Here is a 17,352-nt window from a genome sequence, read left to right on the forward strand (position 1 = left end):
GGGGTAGGTAGTAACACCGATATTTATTTTATCATATTCACCAAATTGTCTGAATAGTAGTTTAAGCTTGAATTTTCCCATCGCGGGTGACTAAGGGAAGACTCAAAGATAAAGCAGTAGCGGCAATAATTCTGTCTGGCATATCTGGCACTACATCGCGGGGAATCTGACGCAGAATTTGTGCGGTTATTAAATCCAGAGGCGCTATTTATAACCCAGTCCCCGAATCAGATAAAGCATTAATTAACTGCCCAAATGCCTCTTCAGGCAATCGATACCTTTCCACTAGATAGCCTACTTCTACCACAGAAATCGCGGACACATAAATCGGATAGCCTCCTGCTGATGCTGCATCTAAAGCCATCATTGCTGCTGGCGATAATCGAGCAGTCTCCCGCAAATACCAGATAATTGTATGAGTGTCGGCGATAACGGCTGTCATTAAATATCCTCTCTCGGAAAATTGCCCCACATTTCTTGTCGGGCTTGGGCGATGTCTTCTTCCGTAATATCTACTTTTAAGTCAGCACACAACCCTTTGACACTCTTTAGCGGTCGTTTAGGCATATTTTTTTGTTGAAGAAATTCAGCAAAATCTAAAACTTCTTGCTGTCTCTCTGGGGGCAATGCCCGCAACTTATGTAAAACAGCTTGCTCTAAATTCATCGTTTATTTCACTCGATATTTTCTTAGGACTGGTAATTACATTCTAGCATGAAGTCCGGGCAAGGAAGTTCGCTAGCCATCGCAGATGAGCCAACCTCATTTTCTGGTAAAGATAGTACGAGAAATCCCTCTCTATTATTATCCCATTTCAAGTTATTTTTAATCCGAGAAATGCAGTCATGCACATTCTGTTGATATAGACTATCTATGCGATCGCAGTGCCATTCAAATATCACCACCCATTGAGGTTGCTCAGTCAGAATCACCTTGAGAAACTCATCAAAACTTTTGCCTTCCCAATCTATCTCTGAACCATTTACCTCTAATTCTAACAAGTCTAATCCTTTCCATTGCACCGAAAAATTCAGCCATTGCATAGTTCCATAAGCGGGGGGTAAGCGCTTGATTATATGGGGCAAAATTTCCCGTTCTACTAATTTTATATATTTTCCACAAAGGTAATATTTTTCACCTTGAGGATATTCTACACCACCCCAAGTAAAAGTTTCCCGATCACATTCTAAATACTCAAGAGTCTGTCTTGTCGAAAGCAATATTTCAAAACAGGCATCCATAATTTCTCCTTTAGTTAATCAATATTTCTGGGATACCACCAAAATTTTTGCAATCCTGATTCCCATCTTTTCTGTTCCCAATTGTAGCGGAATTCGTGGATATGGGGGTTGGGATGATCGGAGGGGCGATCGTGATCCGTCCAATCCACTCTACCCCAAGGTACATCATAGCCATTAGCTTTGGCCTGAAACCGGGTTTTTGCGACAGACTTCGTTACTGTCGGCAAAAATCTTAAAAACCCGGTTTCTTTGGTATTAGTTGCTATACTGTAGACACTCTGTATATACATCCTGAAAAAAGGTGAATTCCTCAGAGTAATATCACTAGCTAGAGGATTAGGCTATGGTTGGGACGATCGCCAAGTGGGGAAACAGTCTTGCTGTTCGGATTCCACAGCATTTAGCTAAAGAGATTAACTTAGCTGAGGGTTCCCAAGTGCAGTTTGTATTGATAGATGGTAAGCTAACAATCGAGCCGATAACTCGTCGGCGATATTCCCTAGAGGAATTGATAGAAGCGATTACTCCAGAAAATCTTCATAATGAGATTGATAGTGGAGTTGCTGTGGGGAATGAAGTTTGGTGACACAATCAAATCCCTACATTCCGAGTCGAGGCGATATCGTTTATTTAGACTTTGACCCAACTAAGGGACACGAACAAAAAGGACTTAGACCTGCTTTTGTGCTATCGCCTCGTGCTTACAATGAGAAAAGCTCCTTAGCTTTATTTATGCCGATTACAAAACAACAAAAAGGGTATCCTTTTGAAGTCTCTCTACCAACTACATTGAAAGTTGAAGGAGTAATTCTTGCCGATCAAATCAAGTGTTTAGACTGGAAAGCTCGCGGTGTTCGATTCGTTGAGTCTGTATCTGAAGATGTGATTGAGGAAGTGCAAGCCAAAATTGAGCCATTGTTACTGTAAAAGTGGCCAGAAACCGGGTTTTTGCGACAGACTTCGTTACAGTGCAAAGATTTGGGAAAAAACCCGGTTCCTTATACCAATACCTTCGCCAAATCGAAAAATGGCGAAGGTATTGTTCAAGAAACCCGGTTCTCTGTACAAAATGCCAAAATGATTTAATCTGCTACAACATCTGGGGCATTTATATTACTATAAAACTAATGGGTTAATTAATCAAGTAAACTAGGAAAAAGCTTCCACTCTTTTATGGTGTGACTTGAGAGGGCTTCTGAATTTTCTCTCACGGGATTGATACTCATCGGCGAATTAGCAGAGATATTAGTTGGATTGAGATGCAATGCGTGGTTAATATCTTCAATACCGCCTAATCGATCGCCCAAATGAAAACGAGCTAGACCCCGATTCAGATAAGCTGCACTTAGATTGGGATTCAGTAGCAAAGCTTGGTTAAAGTCTTCAATTGCTTGTTGATTATCGCCCATTCTGTAACGAGCAAATCCCCGGCTATTGTAAGTTCTGGCATCGTTGGGATTGAGTTGCAATGCGTAGTTAAAATCGTCGATCGCACCATGTTTATCTCCCAGATCGGAGCGTCCCAAACCCCGGCTTACATAGGCTTCAGCTAAGTTAGGATTTAGCTGCAACGCCTGATTGAAGTCTTCTAAAGCTTGCTGGATGTCTCCCTTGTCGCGAAGCACAAGTCCCCGATTGTTGTATGCTGCTGCATAATTGGGATTAAGCTCGATCGCTCGATCGAAATCTGCGATCGCTCTGTGATGATTTCCCACAGCATAGTGGGTCAGCCCCCGGTTATAATAAGCATTAGCTTTATGGGGATTAATCTCGATCGCATGAGTATAGTTTTCGATCGCACTTTGACTATCTCCCATCAAAGCGCAGACATTCCCTCGATTATTGTAAGCTTCCGCATCGTTGGGATTGATACCCAGCGTTTGGTTGTAATCTTCAACCGCGCCTTTCTCATCTCCCAACGTGCAACGGGCAAAAGCTCGGTTGTAGTAAAGTTCTGCTACACTGGAATCCATTGCCAGCGCCAGTTTGAAATCTTCAATTGCTCCTCTTGAGTTCCCCACTTCAAAGCGAGCTAGACCCCGGTTGTTGTAAGCTTCGACCAAGTTTGGCTCAATCTCTAGAGCCTGATTAAAGTCGTCAATAGCTCCGCTTGAGTCGCCCATCTGAAATCGAGCCATACCGCGATTATTATAAGCTTCAGCTAGGTTGGGGTCAATCCGCAGAGCGCGATCGTAATCTGCTATAGCTTCAGGAAAGTCCTTCATGTCAAAATGGACTAGACCTCGGCTGATGTAAGCAATCACAAAGTTTGGATTCAGTTGTATTGCTTGGCTAAAGTCTGCGATCGCTTTATGATATTCTCCTAAGTTATGGTAGGCATTGCCCCGATTGCTATAAGCTGCCAGATAGTCAGGTTGGAGGCGCACAGCTTGGTTAAAGTCTTCGATCGCTTCTTTGTAATCTCCCAAGTCATAGCGGGCTAGACCCCGGTTGTAGTAGGCTTTGGCATGATTCGGTTCAAGGCGCAGAACGCGATCGAATTTTTCAATGGCACCTTGATAGTCTCCTTGCTGAGCCTTATATACACCTTGATTCAAGCAATTTTTAATACTCATAGTTTGCAATCCTGATTCACCAATGGTTTATCTATGAAGTTTTGGCTATTCCTCGGATTGCTTAAGCAATCAAGTTCATAGGTCTAAAAGTCTGAAAGCATAAAACTTGAGTAAGTAAGTCGGCAATAAAAAACCAAGATACGTAAAAAAACGTAAAATTTCTCGATTTGGTACGTAGTTGCGCTATACCGCTAAAGCGCAACTACCAATAATGATTTATTTCCGCCGACCTACTTAGATGACCCTAGCTTCTTGTTTACACCGAGAATGCCTTTGTTTGCCTGTGGCTTTGAGGTAATGACTTGAGGGTAATTACTTAATTCCTCAGTTTCTTTAATGGCTCTAATCCGTGAATATACTGTTATTTTTACCTAAAATTACGTTAACATATCAGTCTTTACAGAATCTTTAAATATCTTCTCTGGGTTTTCACTTAAGCTTCACAAACTCAACGGCAACGCCAATTGGCTGCGATCTGGCGCGGAAAGCAAGGTAGCGGGTTCTTTCGTGTCAAATATGCTGTAGTTATACTCAGCACGGTCACAGACAGAGCTTTTTTTATCCCTGTAGGGGCTTTCGCATTCCGTCAAAGATCTTTGGGTTCAACCAACAAATTATTCACGGAATGCTTCGCCCATTTATGCCCGTGCGAAGTATAGTAGGGACACGGCATAATTAAATTTTTTGTATGACAGACTTATTTATGATGCCGTGTCCCTACAAAAATGTTACTCCCTTCCCGCCAGAAGATTTGGTAGGGGCGTTCGCGAAGCGGTGCGGATGCACTTAGCATTGCGGAATTAACGTTTCTGTTTTAAGTAAAGATTTATTCCGCAATGCTTCGCCCTCCTACTATACATGGTCTTCTACCGGGAAGGGAGTAATAAAAAACATTATACCAAATCCGGGATAAAAACCCCCGTTATCCATAAGTTGGGTGAAGCATTGCGGTAGAAAGGCTTTGGCTCTTGGGAATACACTTATTGCCGCAATGCTTCACCCCTACACTTCACACTATAAAGGGGGTAAATAACCCGGATTTGGTATTACTTCCTTCCCGCCAGAAGATTATCTATCATTTTTTTCCCCTCTGCCCCTCTGCCCCTCTGCGGCTTTTATAGATATTCTTGAGAGGGGGAAAAGAGTAGCAGGCCGGATTCCTCTAGACCCATTTTTAGGAACGGTTATCGGCAGAAAAGCTATAGATTTTTTGGGTTTCTAAGCGGTTACAGACTGATGAAGGCAGCTGGGGCAAAGAGAAAGTCTGACGATCGAGCTGTACCTGCAAGCTAGTCATAGGGTCAAACCCTGGCGAAATCAGGAATTCCAGCCGTTTTAGATTAGGCCAAGCGGCTAAATTGTCCAGAATTTGGGCTATAGCTTGGACGTAAGGATGGTTGGGTTGCTCGAACCATCCCGGTGCTGCTAAATTGGGTTGATCGAAGCCTAAATGAACGGTGAGGGAAGGATTGCCGAAAAGAGCGATCGCTACAGGTCGCGCTTCTTCCTGCAACAAAAGATGAGACAAACCCGCCAAAAAGCGCAATTTCTCCAATCGTTCGTAGCGTTCTTGCACAGAAGCCGACTCATCTTTCCACTCGATCGCCACAGTCACCAGATAAGTCTGCAACAGCAGATGACCCAGCTTTTGAGCTTTAGTGGCGAGATAGCCAGAATTGTAGTCAGTCGCTTCTATCAGCAACGGCACGCGATCGACCATCTCCAAACCATAACCCTTCAAACCAGCAATTTTGCGAGGATTATTAGTAATCAGGCGGATTTTTTTGATACCCAAATCGTTGAGAATTTGAGCCCCCACACCATAATTCCGCAAGTCAGCAGGAAAACCCAATCGCTCATTTGCTTCGACTGTATCCAACCCCAAATCCTGTAAAGAGTACGCCTTCAACTTATTAATCAAACCAATTCCTCGACCTTCTTGGCGCAAGTAGACCACAACGCCTGACCCAGCACTCTCAATCATCTTCATTGCTGCCTGTAACTGCATCCGACAGTCGCAGCGCAGGGAACCCAAAGCGTCACCCGTGAGGCATTCCGAGTGCATCCGCACCATCACCGCTTGGTCTGAGAATTCGGCTGGATCTCCCTTGACAATGGCGATGTGTTCGGAATTATCTAGAGTATTGCGATAAGCATAAATTTGGAACTGACCGAATTGGCTGGGTAATTGGGCAACAGTTTCGCGGCAGACAAAGCGTTCGTGTTGGAGGCGGTAACCGATCAGGTCTGCAATACTGATGATTTTGAGATGATGAGTTTTGGCATACTCAATTAACTCTGGCAATCGGGCCATCGAGCCATCGGAGTTTTGTATTTCACAAATCACCCCAGATGGGTACAATCCCGCTAATTGAGCCAAGTCAACACCAGCCTCAGTATGACCTGCCCGTTTGAGGACGCCCCCAGATCTGGCGCGGAGGGGAAAGATGTGGCCGGGACGCCGTAAGTCGTTAGGCTTTGTAGCTGGGTTAATTGCTACTTGGATAGTGCGGGCGCGATCGTCTGCTGAGATGCCGGTACTAACGCCCAGATGAGGGGAGGCATCGATGCTGACCGTGAAAGCTGTTTGGTTGCTATCGGTGTTGTTGGTGACCATCAAGGGCAGGTCTAGTTCGTCGAGCCGATCGCCAGTCAGCGCCAGACAAATCAGTCCCCGCGCATACACAGCCATGAAGTTAATCAGGTCGGGCGTGGCAAACTGAGCCGCGCAGATCAAGTCACCTTCGTTTTCCCGGTTTTCGTCATCCACCACCACCACCGCTCGACCGGCTTTTATATCTGCTAGAGCGGCGTCAATTGAATCAAACTGAAAAGATTGTATAGAGATGTTTTGCGGTGGTTCCACAGTTATAGCTAGGGACTAGGGGCTAGGGGAAGAAGGGTTTAGAATCAAGGGTTTCAAGAATTAAGAATGTCTTAACCGCCCTGGCGGTTGCTATAAGCGATCGTAAACTTTTTTAAAGCTTTTCATTTTTGATTGTAGCCTTTTCCCGTAGGCAGGGGCTAGGAAAGTCAAAAGTCAAAAGTCAAAAGTCAAAAAGGGAGTGGGAGAGTGGGAGAGTGGGAGAGTGGGAGAAAGGGAGAAAGGGAGAATGACAACTGACCACTGACAACTGACCACTGACTTCTAAAATCTAAAATTCCAAAGTGGGATTTTAGTACTACAATGCAGCAAAAGTTGAACCGTTTTGTTGTAAACCAAAAGCGTAAAAAGGTCAAGCATCATGGGTGATATGGGGCGCGTGCCCGTTGGGATTGTAGGCGCGTCAGGTTACGGCGGCGTCCAACTGGTGAGACTGCTGATGGAACATCCAGGAGTCGAACTGGTTTACTTAGGCGGTGAGAGCAGTGCGGGGAAGCCTTTTTCCGACCTGTACCCGCACCTGGGTCATGTAGTTGACCTGATGATCGAACCGATCGATTTAGAAAAAATAGCCTCTAGATGTCAAGTTGTTTTTCTTTCTCTCCCCAATGGTTTAGCCTATCAGATGGCACCAACTCTGTTGGAGAAGGGATGCAAAGTTTTGGATCTCTCAGCCGACTATCGCTTTGCCGATCTAGATACTTATACATCATGGTACGGCGGCGATCGCACCGATAAAGAAGTAGCAGCTACCGCCGTCTACGGCTTGCCAGAACTATATCGCGATCGCATTGCAGGAGCCCAGTTAGTGGGATGTCCCGGTTGCTATCCCACAGCCAGTTTGCTAGCGCTTTCACCGCTGCTCAAACAGGGTTTAATCTTGCCAGAAACCGCCATTATCGATGCCAAATCCGGCACTTCTGGCGGTGGGCGTCAAGCCAAAACCAATATGTTGCTAGCAGAAGCAGACAACTCCTTGGGAGCTTATGGCGTAGGCCGCCACAGGCATACCCCGGAAATCGAACAAATTTGTAGCGATTTAGCCGGACACGAAGTTACAGTGCAATTCACTCCCCACCTAATTCCGATGGTGCGGGGAATTTTGGCAACTGTTTATGCCACTTTAAGAGATCCGGGGCTAGTGCGAGAAGACTTAATTACCATTTACAATGCCTTCTATCGCAACGCTCCGTGGGTGAAAGTATTATCAGGTGGTATTTATCCCCAAACCAAATGGGCTTGTGGCACAAATCTCTGTTATATCGGCGTCGAAGTTGACCCCAGGACCGATCGGGTAATCGTAATGTCAGCAATTGACAACTTAATGAAAGGTCAAGCAGGTCAAGCTTTACAGTGCTTAAACTTGATGATGGGTTGGGACGAAACGTTGGGATTGCCCAATATGTGTTTCTATCCCTGATCGAGACTGGGGCCACAAAAGTCAAAAGTCAAAAGTCAAAAGTTAACAAGGGATTGGGAACTGGGGATTGGGGACTGGGGATTGGGGATTGGTCATTAGTCATTAGTTATTAGTCATTCTCCCCCTCTCCCCCTCTTCCACTCTCCCACTCCCTTCTTAACTTTTGACTTTTGACTTTTGACTTTTGACTTTTCTACTTAGGCCCTAAACCAACAGCACCGGCGTAAATCGCCTGTTCACCTAATTCTTCTTCAATTCGCAGCAGACGATTGTATTTAGCCACCCGTTCGCTGCGACAGAGAGAACCAGTTTTGATTTGACCGGCACGAGTTGCCACAGCTAAGTCCGCGATCGTGGTATCCTCAGTTTCGCCGGAGCGATGACTGATCACCGAACGGTAACCATTGCGGGTTGCCAGATCGATCGCTTCGAGAGTTTCCGTCAAAGAGCCAATTTGATTGAGCTTAATCAAAATGGAGTTACTGGCTTTCGTCTCAATGCCTTTTCGCAAACGGATGGGATTGGTGACAAACAAGTCATCCCCGACTAGCTGAACGGTACTACCTAACTTCTGCGTCAGCAGCGTCCAATTCTCCCAGTCTTCCTCGTGCAGTCCATCTTCGATCGAAACAATTGGGTATTGCCCAACCAAAGTCGCCATATAATCTATAAACTCACCCGGCGAGTGAGCTGCACCATCATAGACATACTGGCCTTCTTTGTAGAACTCGCTAGCTGCCACATCCAGTGCCAAAGCAACTTCTTCTCCCGGTTTATAGCCAGCCTTCTCAATAGCCGCAACCAGCAAATCTAAAGCCGCTTGATTTGACTCCAAATTGGGAGCAAAACCACCTTCATCGCCCACCCCAGTCAGCAAACCCTTGTCGTGCAACACATTGCTCAGAGATGCAAACACCTCTGCACCCCAGCGTAGCGCTTCCCGAAAAGAGGTTGCACCCACAGGTACAATCATGAATTCTTGAAAATCCACATTGTTATCGGCATGGGCACCACCGTTGATCACGTTCATCAACGGCACTGGCAATAGGTTCGCCAAGGGGCCACCCAGGTAGCGATATAGGGGCAGCGTCAGTGCGGCTGCACTAGCTTTGGCTGCTGCAAGGGAAACCGCCAGAATGGCATTTGCGCCCAGATTGGATTTATTGGCAGAACCATCCAGATCGATCATGGTGCGGTCTAAGAGTTCTTGATTAACCGCATCCAAACCTAACAATTCGGGAGCAATTTTTTCTTTGATATTTTCTACAGCGGTGAGAACTCCTTTACCTCCGTAACGGCTTTTATCCCCATCCCGCAGTTCGTGGGCTTCAAACGTGCCAGTAGAAGCACCGCTGGGAACTTGGGCTAGTCCCATAACGCCGTTAGCCAGATGGACTTCCGCCTCAACTGTAGGACGCCCCCGCGAATCGAGGATTTCTCGCGCTTGAATAAATTCGATCGCAGTATCGAGTGTGTCAGTCATGGTGATTTAACCTTGTAGTAGCACTGATGGCAACTGGTTCACGACGGGCTGCACGTGCTTTTTGAGAAAGACGCACCCCAGCCAGCCCGATCGTTAAGCATAGATGTTTCACATACACTTCAGACACAGATTAAAGATATCTACGGATTTTGTCCGTTGTTTTGGTGACATCCTTCTTTTCCCGTAACTGTTATAGTTCGCAGCTTTAGCCTGCCCCTAGAATGGAGAAGAGCGAGTGAATTTGGAGTTGGCCATGCGACTGCTACACACAATGCTACGAGTGGGCAATCTGGAAGAATCCCTTAAGTTCTACACGGAAGTGCTGGGTATGAGGTTGCTGCGCCAGAAAGAATATCCAGATGGCAAATTTACTTTGGCTTTTGTCGGATATGGGGACGAGTCTGACCACACTGTATTGGAATTAACTTACAACTGGGGAGTTGATAAGTACGATTTGGGCGATGCTTACGGTCACATTGCGATCGGAGTCGATGATATTTACGGTACTTGCGAACAAATCAAGGCTCGTGGCGGTAAAGTAGTGCGAGAACCAGGCCCGATGAAACACGGTAATACTGTGATTGCTTTTGTGCAAGACCCCGATGGGTATAAGGTTGAGCTCATTCAGGTCGGTACGACAAGCTCAGCCGCCCAGAACCAGGAATCCGAATTGGTCATTAGTCATTAGTCATTAGTCATTAGTCATTGGTCATTAGACATCTCCTTTCATAGAATGTAGAGACGTTGCATGCAACGTCTCTACAAGGGTTCAAGGGTTAGCACCTTTAATTTCTGGAGATGTCTATTGGTCATTGGTCATTAGTCATTAGTCATTGGTCAGAAGAGTTTCTTTGTCCCCCTTGTCCCCCTTGTCCCTTTGGACTTTTGACTTTTGGCTGCACAAGTTCTGTGAATCATGCTATCCTAGTCTTAGACCTGGACTCACGCGGCCACAACGCCCAAACCTTGTCAGAACCGGAAGGTAGCAGCAATACGGGATGCTTGTAGCAGGCGTGAACTCCGGGTCACCCTTTTTTTAAGAGCAGCAGCGGCTATGGCTGGTTTAGGAGATCTGGTTAAAAAAGCGTTTTACCTGGGAGTTGGGGTAGTTGCCTCTGCGGGAGAGAAGGCGGGCGTAACACTAGGGGAACTGCGAGAGCAAGCCCAAAAACTCACAGATGAAATGGTGGCAAAAGGCGAAATGACAACCGAAGAAGCCCGACGTCTGGTTGACGAGATGGTAAACCGAGCCCAGCAGCAGCAACCTATCACCTCATCCACGGACACCAAACCTTCTGAACCGCGTCGCATTGAAATTGTCGTTGAAGACGATGACTCCGCTGGGGGGGAAACTAAAAATGTGGATTCTTTAAGAGAACAAGTTATAGCACTGCAAGAAGAACTGCGCCATCTGAAGCAGGATTAGTATGGTGACAGCAGATGCGTTGTCAGCACTTGAAGTTATGCTAGGTGCTTATGGTTACAGAATCAGCCTTTTGGCATAGATTGGCAAGCTACAATGGCTAATAATTGTTTATAAAGATGTTCACATTAAAAGGCTTGTCTCAAGAAGATTCTAATTTATTTTGAGAGCTAGGCCAACATAAAAAACTATGGAAGAATTGCAGAAAAATTTGGTTGAAATACTAGAGACGGTTGCGAATGACGCGGAGCAGTTCTTACTTGATATTACTGAAGCGCTGGAAACGTTTGCAGTGGTTACTGAAGAAGTTGCCCATGAGTTGCAGACCAGTATATCAGAAGATGTAGAGCGGTTTTTTAGTCAAGTGGTCGAGCCATTTCTGGGGCTGAATTCGCAACTGGAAGAGACATTTTTCGAGGATGAATGGTCAGTAAGCGATCCGGAAGTTTGTTTGCAAACCCAACATCCTGCTTGTGTTGGTTGTCGTCATTTCCACGGTCAAGCTTATGGGGGTAATTTGTTAGTTTGTGGAATGCACCCTTATGGTTGGGATGGGGATAATTGCCCAGATTGGGAATCGGGTGACAGAATGGATAACGATTACAATCCACCATTTATTTTTTAGGTACTTATCATGGCTAACTCCTCAACTCAATTCAATACCACGCCAGAGTCGGTAGTATTGGAGCAAACTTTAGAGATGAAGTATGGGGAACGGGATATTGAGGAAGGAAAGCTGATCACTTTCCCCAATCCCCGCGTGGGGCGACGCTACAATATCAACATTACTTTGCCAGAGTTTACTTGTAAATGTCCGTTTTCTGGATATCCTGATTTTGCGACAATCCACGTTACCTATGTGCCGGATGAAAAGGTGGTGGAGCTGAAGGCGCTGAAACTTTATATTAACAGCTATCGCGATCGTTACATATCTCACGAAGAATCGGTTAATCAAATTTTGGATGATTTTATTGCTGCTTGCGATCCTTTAGAGGTAAGTGTCAAAGGGGATTTTACTCCTCGCGGTAATGTACATACGGTGATTGAGGCGCGTCACCAAAAGTAAGAGGGAAGAGGGAATCCCTCTTCCGCCTTCCGCCATCAACTTTCGCTGGCTAATGAGGTGGGTGCGATCGCAACTTCTTCACTCATTGTAGGCGTTTTGAGTCTATCCAAAATCTCTATAATCTCGCGCTCAAAGGCTACTTGAGCGCGATTTGTTCTACCGCCTACATAAAGGAGTCCATCTTCTTGTAAGGCCCAAATCTGGGAGTGAGAGACATAGCTCATAATCACGCCTAGCATGAGTAAACCAAAGCCAGTGTAAACAAATGGAATACCCGGATCGGCTTTAATTTGCAAACCAGTACTGCCAACAACTTCCACAATTTTGAACCTGACGCCATTGATTTCGGCGGACATTCCTTCGCGAAGAGTGGATATTAGTTTACCAGCAGTATCGTAAATTAATAAAGTTCCTTGCAAGTCCCGTGTTAAAAGGGAAACTCCCTCACTCAAATCCGGTTTGGTGGGAATCCAAGTTCCCCAAATTCTACCTTTACCGCCGGTATCTAATTGAGCCATAGGCAACTCCAAAATTGGGCTATTATTAAACTGGAATCGGATCGCGGCGATGCCCCAATCTGTCTGATAAAATGTCACTCCCCGATAGCGTAGCGGTTTGTTGACGTAAATTGTCTGACGATCTACTTCTTTTCCTTCTTTGTCCAAAACTGATAGATCGGAATAAAACTGGTTAACTGAGCCTTGTGGCGTGTAATCAATCCAGAAGCGATTTACCTTTAATGACCAATCTTTGGGAAATTGCGGTTCGGCCAAAGGCCCAGCTTCAATGATATTTTTGACTTGAAAAGTTTGCCCGCTAGGAACCATTTCTTGAGCTAGAAATCCGCTCATAGCTCCCCAAATCGACCCTGCCAAAATGAGTAGCATACTGGCATGAACGACGATCGGGCCGATGCGTCCGACTATGCCTTTACGAGCATAGAGAGTATTTGCTTCTTGAAAGATGCGATAGCCGCGCTTTTGCAAAGCAGGCAATAACGAATTTATCGAACCTATTTCTATTTCTGCACTTAAAGCTAATTTTTCAAACTGGCGGGGTTGGTCGTAAAATTTCCAACTGCGGGCAGCTTTTAAAGCTGGAAATTGACGGGTAAAGGTGCAGGCTGTTAAGCTGCTGCCAAACAGAATTAGCAGGGATAAAAACCACCAAGTTCGATAAACATCGTTTAATCCCAAGATTAAGATAACTTTCCAGGTGAGGAACCCAAATAAAGCTGGATGTTCTGGATAGTTTGTCTGGTAAAATGGGATAGATTGAGCTTGTTCGATTACGGTGCCGCTGATGCTGAATAGTGCGATCGCTAGCAGTAGCAAAATCGCAAATCGTAAATTTGCCAGTAGCGGCAATAACTCGCCCTGGAAGAATTTTTTTACTTTGGTAATTGGTGATTGGTAATTGTTAATTGTCATTTTTCCTTATTTTTATTTCAATCGCGCTTTTTCTTGAGTGATTCCGAATTGGTAGTTACCACATTTTCACTGGAATCCGAGACAGCAGCGAAAATACGCCAAATCCTACTAACAATGCGCCGCTAACTGGATTTATCCAACCAGACCAACGACGCAATTCCAATAATTTTTTAATAGAGGCGGTGAAAGTACCAGCCACAATTAATGGTGCAACGTATCCTAATGTATAGGATAGCAGCAAAACAGCGCCTAAAATCACGTCTTTCTTTGTCGCAACAAATCCCAACAATGTTGCTAGAACGGGGGTGCTGCAAGGAGAAGCAACTAAGCCGAATGTTAAACCTAGCAGATAGGAACGGACTCCTGCTGGTAAATCTTTGGAGATAAATTCTGTGTTGGTAAAGGATGGAAACTGTAAAGGCAGGGCTTCTAGTAAGTTTAACCCCATCAGGATAGCGATAATGCTAACGACGATCGGCAACCCAATGCCAATTTGACCGTAAACTTGTCCCAGCAAACCTGCGGCAATTCCCAATCCAGCGAGTGTGGTTGCCAATCCCAAGGAGAACCAGGTGGATTGTGCGGCTGCTTGCAGGCGGCTTTTGGCTTCATAGCCGCCGATGTAGCCGATCGTAATCGGTAACATGGAAAGCATACAGGGTGTCAGGCTGGTGAGCAAGCCCGCTGCAAAAATGATGCCCACACTCAGCCAACTGAGTTGAGTTAGCTGAGTTTTGACGAGGGTATCGGCAAATTGTCCGAGGTGGTAGAGATAAGTTTGCAGTGTTTCTATCATGCTGGGGCTAGTGGAATGCTTGACCTGTCTGCATTGTAGCTTAGATTCGATTTGGGCAAAATATACCAGAATAAAAATAAGGAGTTAAATGAGGTAAGTAATACCCGTGACAAGTATTAATATTTCTCTACCTGACTCAATGCGAACTTATATTGAAGAACAGGTAGCCCAAGGGGGTTATAGTACAGTTAGCGAGTATTTTCGTGAGTTAATTCGCCAAGACCAAAAACGCAAAGCTACAGAACGTTTGGAAGGGATGTTATTAGAGGGTTTGGAATCAGGAAATGCTACGGCGATGACGGAGCAAGATTGGATGGAGATTCGTCAAGCTGTGCGATCGCGTATTTCCAAGCATCAGGGGTTGTAGGGGGAAAAATGACCTCGCTCCAAAAACGTCCACAAGTTATCCGTGACTTGATTGAATTAGCGACTTACATTAGGCATCTCTAAAAAAGAATGTAGAGACGTTGCATGCAACGTCTCTACAAGGGTTCCAGGTAACGCACCTTTAATTTGTGGAGATGTCTAAAGATCAAAACTGCCAAAATCTTTGTTTATCCTGCCGTTTCACCTTGGAGTAAAACAGTAATGTCGCTGCACTTTTCCCAGAAAATGACCGTGCATCTCCGAAAAATTGGCTTTACTGTACTGATTACGCTGCTGAGTGCTGGTGCAATACCTTTTGCTGCTAATTTAAGGGTAATATTCTCTACGCCGCTGGTGTTGGCGCAAACGCCTGATGCACGCGAAGCAGAAGCAGATAGACTGTTGCAACAAGGAATTGAGCAAGCAAAGACCAGTCAATTTGAAGCAGCATTGCAGTCTTGGCAACAAGCGCTTGCTATTTATAAGGAAATTGGCAATCAAAGGGGAGAAGCCAGAGCGTTACTATTAATGGGAGGTGCTTACGCTGTTTTAAGAGATTTACCTCACGCTATTGAGTTCTTAGAACAGGGTGTAACTATCGCACACTCAATCAATGACCCCCAGCTAGAGAAATTAGGTCAGCAAGCTTTATCACAACTTCAAGGTCAAAATAATCCCCGGAAAGTAGAAGCAGATAGATTATTGCAACAAGGGATTGAGCAGTTTCAGACCAGTCAATTTGAAGCAGCGTTACAGTCTTGGCAACAAGCACTGACGATTTACAGGGAAATTAAAGACCGAAAAGTGGAGGGAAATGCACTCGGAAATCTGGGAGAAGCTTACCGTAACCTGGGAGACTACCCAAAAGCTATAGAATACTATCAGCAAAGTTTGGCTATTTCACGGGAAATTAAAGACCGCCAAGGAGAGGGAACCTTACTCGGAAATCTGGGAAATGCTTACTATTCCCTGGGAGACTACCCAAAAGCTATAGAATACCAACAGCAAAGTTTGGCCATTTTACGGGAAATCAAAGACCGACTTGGGGAGGGAAAGTCACTCAATAATCTAGGATTTACTCTATTCAAATCTGGCAATCTCGCAGCAGCAGAGACAACCCTCAACAATGCTATTGAAGTATACGAATCACTCCGAGGTGGGTTAAACGATGCCCAAAAAGTATCAATTTTTGAGGACCAATCTCGGTCCTATCGCACTTTACAACAAGTTCTCATTGCCCAGAATAAAACAGATACCGCGCTCGAAATAGCTGAACGAGGTCGCGCTAGAGCATTTGTGGAATTATTAGCCAAAAAATTAACTTCTAATCCTCAAGAAACCTTGCCTACTGCATCTCTTAAACCTACCATTACCCAGCTTAAAAAAATTGCCCAACAGCAAAAATCTACCTTAGTTCAATATTCGATAATTTATGATGACTTCCAAATCCAAGGTAAACAGCAATGGAAACAATCAGAACTATATATTTGGGTAATCAAACCCACAGGGGAAGTTACCTTTCGCCGCAGCGACCTCAAACCATTATGGCAGAAACAAAATACAACATTAGCAGACCTCGTTACCACCAGTCGGGAATCAATCGGCGTCAGAGGTCGAGGTTTATTTGTATCCGCTAGAGTTGAAGGAGTAAACCAAACAGAAAAATTACAACAACTACATCAATTACTCATCCAACCAATTGCTGATTTACTACCTACAGATCCTAACGCCCGTGTTACTTTCGTTCCTCAAGACGAATTATTCCTAGTTCCCTTTGTTGCACTCCTTGACGCGCAAGGCAAATATCTAATCGAAAAACATACAATTCTGACTGCACCATCAATTCAAGTATTAGATTTAACTCATCAACAACGACAATTAGTTTCAGGTAAAGATATCTTAATTGTCGGTAATCCCAATATGCCTAGTATTGCACCTAAATTTGGAGAAACACCGCAAAAATTACCCAGTTTACCCGGTTCAGAAGCCGAAGCAAAAACGATTGCTCAATTATTCAATACGCAAGCGCTTACAGGTAATGATGCTACCAAATTAGCGATATTACAGTTATTACCAAAAGCCAGGATTATTCATTTAGCAACGCACGGATTACTGGATGATTTTACAGGTCTAGGCATACCCGGTGCAGTAGCACTTGCACCATCAGGAAATGATAATGGTTTACTGACTTCTAGCGAAATTTTGGATTTGAAATTACACGCCGAATTAGTAGTTTTAAGTGCTTGCGATACTGGACGTGGAAAACTAACTGGTGATGGCGTAATTGGATTATCACGTAGTTTAATTAGTGCGGGCGTACCCAGTGTAATTGTATCGCTTTGGTCGGTGCCAGATGCCCCAACAGCAGCGTTGATGGCTGAATTTTATCAAAATCTTCAAAAAATGCCTGATAAGGCGCAGGCATTGCGGCAGGCGATGTTGAAGGTGATGAAAAGTAATCCTGAACCGAAAAATTGGGCAGCTTTTACTCTGATTGGAGAAGCTGAGTGAGCAAAAAAACTCGGTGTACTTCTGCTTTACTCCCTTCCCGGTGGAAGACTATGTATAGTAGACCTCTCCAAAAAAGAATGTAGAGACGTTGCATGCAACGTCTCTACGAGGGTTACAGGTAACGCACCTTTAATTTCTGGAGAGGTCTAGTGGGAG

18 protein-coding genes and 1 other RNA gene are annotated in these 17,352 nt (G+C 44.9%); 10 read left to right on the forward strand and 9 right to left on the reverse strand.

Annotated elements, in window-relative coordinates; translation table 11 throughout:
* Nucleotides 1-208: 208 nt before the first annotated feature.
* The 4 genes from LAY41_RS25730 to LAY41_RS25745 are packed head-to-tail and all read right to left on the reverse strand — an operon-like array spanning nucleotide 209 to nucleotide 1,531.
* Nucleotides 209-442, reverse strand: coding sequence for a type II toxin-antitoxin system VapC family toxin (locus LAY41_RS25730; RefSeq protein WP_249104397.1), 234 nt, complete (start codon nucleotides 440-442; stop codon nucleotides 209-211).
* Nucleotides 442-666 carry a DUF2281 domain-containing protein gene (locus LAY41_RS25735; RefSeq protein ID WP_249104398.1) on the reverse strand — a complete coding sequence of 75 codons (225 nt, stop codon included), beginning with the start codon at nucleotides 664-666 and terminating at the stop codon, nucleotides 442-444. Before LAY41_RS25735 ends, LAY41_RS25730 begins: the two co-directional genes overlap by 1 nt.
* Nucleotides 667-689: 23 nt before the next feature.
* On the reverse strand, nucleotides 690-1,241 hold the full coding sequence (locus tag LAY41_RS25740; protein WP_249104400.1) for a hypothetical protein: 552 nt from the start codon (nucleotides 1,239-1,241) through the stop codon (nucleotides 690-692).
* Between the two features lie 14 nt (nucleotides 1,242-1,255).
* Complete coding sequence (locus LAY41_RS25745) at nucleotides 1,256-1,531, reverse strand: hypothetical protein (protein WP_249104401.1); 276 nt, start codon at nucleotides 1,529-1,531, stop codon at nucleotides 1,256-1,258.
* 53 nt (nucleotides 1,532-1,584) lie between these two features.
* Between LAY41_RS25745 and LAY41_RS25750 the strand changes: the two genes are divergently transcribed.
* Together LAY41_RS25750 and mazF are read left to right on the forward strand one after the other, a co-directional pair.
* Complete coding sequence (locus tag LAY41_RS25750; RefSeq protein WP_249104402.1) at nucleotides 1,585-1,827, forward strand: AbrB/MazE/SpoVT family DNA-binding domain-containing protein; 243 nt, start codon at nucleotides 1,585-1,587, stop codon at nucleotides 1,825-1,827.
* Entirely contained in the window at nucleotides 1,824-2,168 is a 345-nt protein-coding gene (gene mazF, locus LAY41_RS25755; protein ID WP_249104405.1) for an endoribonuclease MazF, read from the forward strand. Before LAY41_RS25750 ends, mazF begins: the two co-directional genes overlap by 4 nt.
* Nucleotides 2,169-2,377: 209 nt before the next feature.
* On the opposite strand, the gene LAY41_RS25760 is transcribed toward mazF, so the two are convergent.
* Together LAY41_RS25760 and ribBA are read right to left on the reverse strand one after the other, a co-directional pair.
* A complete protein-coding gene (locus LAY41_RS25760; protein WP_249104406.1) occupies nucleotides 2,378-3,817 on the reverse strand; it encodes a tetratricopeptide repeat protein in 1,440 nt (479 codons plus the stop codon).
* 1,174 nt (nucleotides 3,818-4,991) lie between these two features.
* Nucleotides 4,992-6,683, reverse strand: a complete 1,692-nt coding sequence (ribBA, locus tag LAY41_RS25765; RefSeq protein WP_249104408.1) for a bifunctional 3,4-dihydroxy-2-butanone-4-phosphate synthase/GTP cyclohydrolase II — start codon at nucleotides 6,681-6,683, stop codon at nucleotides 4,992-4,994.
* 379 nt (nucleotides 6,684-7,062) lie between these two features.
* Here ribBA and argC point away from each other — a divergent pair, with 379 nt between their 5' ends.
* Nucleotides 7,063-8,121 carry an N-acetyl-gamma-glutamyl-phosphate reductase gene (gene argC, locus LAY41_RS25770; RefSeq protein ID WP_249104411.1) on the forward strand — a complete coding sequence of 353 codons (1,059 nt, stop codon included), beginning with the start codon at nucleotides 7,063-7,065 and terminating at the stop codon, nucleotides 8,119-8,121.
* A gap of 193 nt (nucleotides 8,122-8,314) precedes the next feature.
* On the opposite strand, the gene eno is transcribed toward argC, so the two are convergent.
* On the reverse strand, nucleotides 8,315-9,604 hold the full coding sequence (gene eno / locus LAY41_RS25775) for a phosphopyruvate hydratase (RefSeq protein WP_249104413.1): 1,290 nt from the start codon (nucleotides 9,602-9,604) through the stop codon (nucleotides 8,315-8,317).
* A 253-nt stretch (nucleotides 9,605-9,857) separates the two neighbouring features.
* Here eno and gloA point away from each other — a divergent pair, with 253 nt between their 5' ends.
* From gloA to queF, 5 genes are all read left to right on the forward strand, one after another.
* Nucleotides 9,858-10,292 (forward strand): lactoylglutathione lyase, encoded by a 435-nt coding sequence (gene gloA / locus LAY41_RS25780; protein ID WP_249104507.1) that lies wholly within the window; start codon nucleotides 9,858-9,860, stop codon nucleotides 10,290-10,292.
* Nucleotides 10,293-10,537: 245 nt separating this feature from the next.
* Nucleotides 10,538-10,634: signal recognition particle sRNA small type (ffs, locus tag LAY41_RS25785), an RNA gene on the forward strand.
* Between the two features lie 24 nt (nucleotides 10,635-10,658).
* On the forward strand, nucleotides 10,659-11,030 hold the full coding sequence (locus LAY41_RS25790; RefSeq protein ID WP_249104415.1) for a phasin family protein: 372 nt from the start codon (nucleotides 10,659-10,661) through the stop codon (nucleotides 11,028-11,030).
* 187 nt (nucleotides 11,031-11,217) lie between these two features.
* On the forward strand, nucleotides 11,218-11,652 hold the full coding sequence (locus LAY41_RS25795; RefSeq protein WP_249104417.1) for a hypothetical protein: 435 nt from the start codon (nucleotides 11,218-11,220) through the stop codon (nucleotides 11,650-11,652).
* Nucleotides 11,653-11,661: 9 nt separating this feature from the next.
* The gene (gene queF, locus LAY41_RS25800; RefSeq protein WP_249104419.1) at nucleotides 11,662-12,093 is read left to right on the forward strand and encodes a preQ(1) synthase; all 432 of its coding nucleotides are present in this window, start codon (nucleotides 11,662-11,664) and stop codon (nucleotides 12,091-12,093) included.
* Nucleotides 12,094-12,128: 35 nt separating this feature from the next.
* Here the strand turns inward: queF and LAY41_RS25805 are convergent, their stop codons facing one another.
* Nucleotides 12,129-13,523, reverse strand: coding sequence for a cytochrome c biogenesis protein (locus LAY41_RS25805; protein ID WP_249104421.1), 1,395 nt, complete (start codon nucleotides 13,521-13,523; stop codon nucleotides 12,129-12,131).
* Between the two features lie 55 nt (nucleotides 13,524-13,578).
* A complete protein-coding gene (locus LAY41_RS25810; RefSeq protein WP_249104422.1) occupies nucleotides 13,579-14,319 on the reverse strand; it encodes a cytochrome c biogenesis protein CcdA in 741 nt (246 codons plus the stop codon).
* Between the two features lie 106 nt (nucleotides 14,320-14,425).
* On the opposite strand from LAY41_RS25810, the gene LAY41_RS25815 reads away from it, so the two are divergent.
* Both LAY41_RS25815 and LAY41_RS25820 read left to right on the forward strand, forming a co-directional pair.
* Entirely contained in the window at nucleotides 14,426-14,686 is a 261-nt protein-coding gene (locus LAY41_RS25815; RefSeq protein ID WP_249104424.1) for a type II toxin-antitoxin system ParD family antitoxin, read from the forward strand.
* A 221-nt stretch (nucleotides 14,687-14,907) separates the two neighbouring features.
* A complete protein-coding gene (locus LAY41_RS25820) occupies nucleotides 14,908-17,196 on the forward strand; it encodes a CHAT domain-containing protein (protein ID WP_249104426.1) in 2,289 nt (762 codons plus the stop codon).
* The last annotated feature ends 156 nt before the right edge of the window (nucleotides 17,197-17,352 follow it).

Source organism: Argonema galeatum A003/A1, from assembly GCF_023333595.1.
GTDB lineage: Bacteria > Cyanobacteriota > Cyanobacteriia > Cyanobacteriales > Aerosakkonemataceae > Argonema > Argonema galeatum.

Bases quoted from the DNA above. Each gene is read 5' to 3' on its own strand.
- LAY41_RS25730 (WP_249104397.1), bottom strand. From the start codon at position 442: ATGACAGCCGTTATCGCCGACACTCATACAATTATCTGGTATTTGCGG.
- LAY41_RS25735 (WP_249104398.1), bottom strand. From the start codon at position 666: ATGAATTTAGAGCAAGCTGTTTTACATAAGTTGCGGGCATTGCCCCCA.
- LAY41_RS25740 (WP_249104400.1), bottom strand. From the start codon at position 1,241: ATGGATGCCTGTTTTGAAATATTGCTTTCGACAAGACAGACTCTTGAG.
- LAY41_RS25745 (WP_249104401.1), bottom strand. From the start codon at position 1,531: ATGTATATACAGAGTGTCTACAGTATAGCAACTAATACCAAAGAAACC.
- LAY41_RS25750 (WP_249104402.1), top strand. From the start codon at position 1,585: ATGGTTGGGACGATCGCCAAGTGGGGAAACAGTCTTGCTGTTCGGATT.
- LAY41_RS25760 (WP_249104406.1), bottom strand. From the start codon at position 3,817: ATGAGTATTAAAAATTGCTTGAATCAAGGTGTATATAAGGCTCAGCAA.
- argC (WP_249104411.1), top strand. From the start codon at position 7,063: ATGGGTGATATGGGGCGCGTGCCCGTTGGGATTGTAGGCGCGTCAGGT.
- eno (WP_249104413.1), bottom strand. From the start codon at position 9,604: ATGACTGACACACTCGATACTGCGATCGAATTTATTCAAGCGCGAGAA.
- gloA (WP_249104507.1), top strand. From the start codon at position 9,858: ATGCGACTGCTACACACAATGCTACGAGTGGGCAATCTGGAAGAATCC.
- LAY41_RS25790 (WP_249104415.1), top strand. From the start codon at position 10,659: ATGGCTGGTTTAGGAGATCTGGTTAAAAAAGCGTTTTACCTGGGAGTT.
- LAY41_RS25795 (WP_249104417.1), top strand. From the start codon at position 11,218: ATGGAAGAATTGCAGAAAAATTTGGTTGAAATACTAGAGACGGTTGCG.
- queF (WP_249104419.1), top strand. From the start codon at position 11,662: ATGGCTAACTCCTCAACTCAATTCAATACCACGCCAGAGTCGGTAGTA.
- LAY41_RS25805 (WP_249104421.1), bottom strand. From the start codon at position 13,523: ATGACAATTAACAATTACCAATCACCAATTACCAAAGTAAAAAAATTC.
- LAY41_RS25810 (WP_249104422.1), bottom strand. From the start codon at position 14,319: ATGATAGAAACACTGCAAACTTATCTCTACCACCTCGGACAATTTGCC.
- LAY41_RS25820 (WP_249104426.1), top strand. From the start codon at position 14,908: ATGTCGCTGCACTTTTCCCAGAAAATGACCGTGCATCTCCGAAAAATT.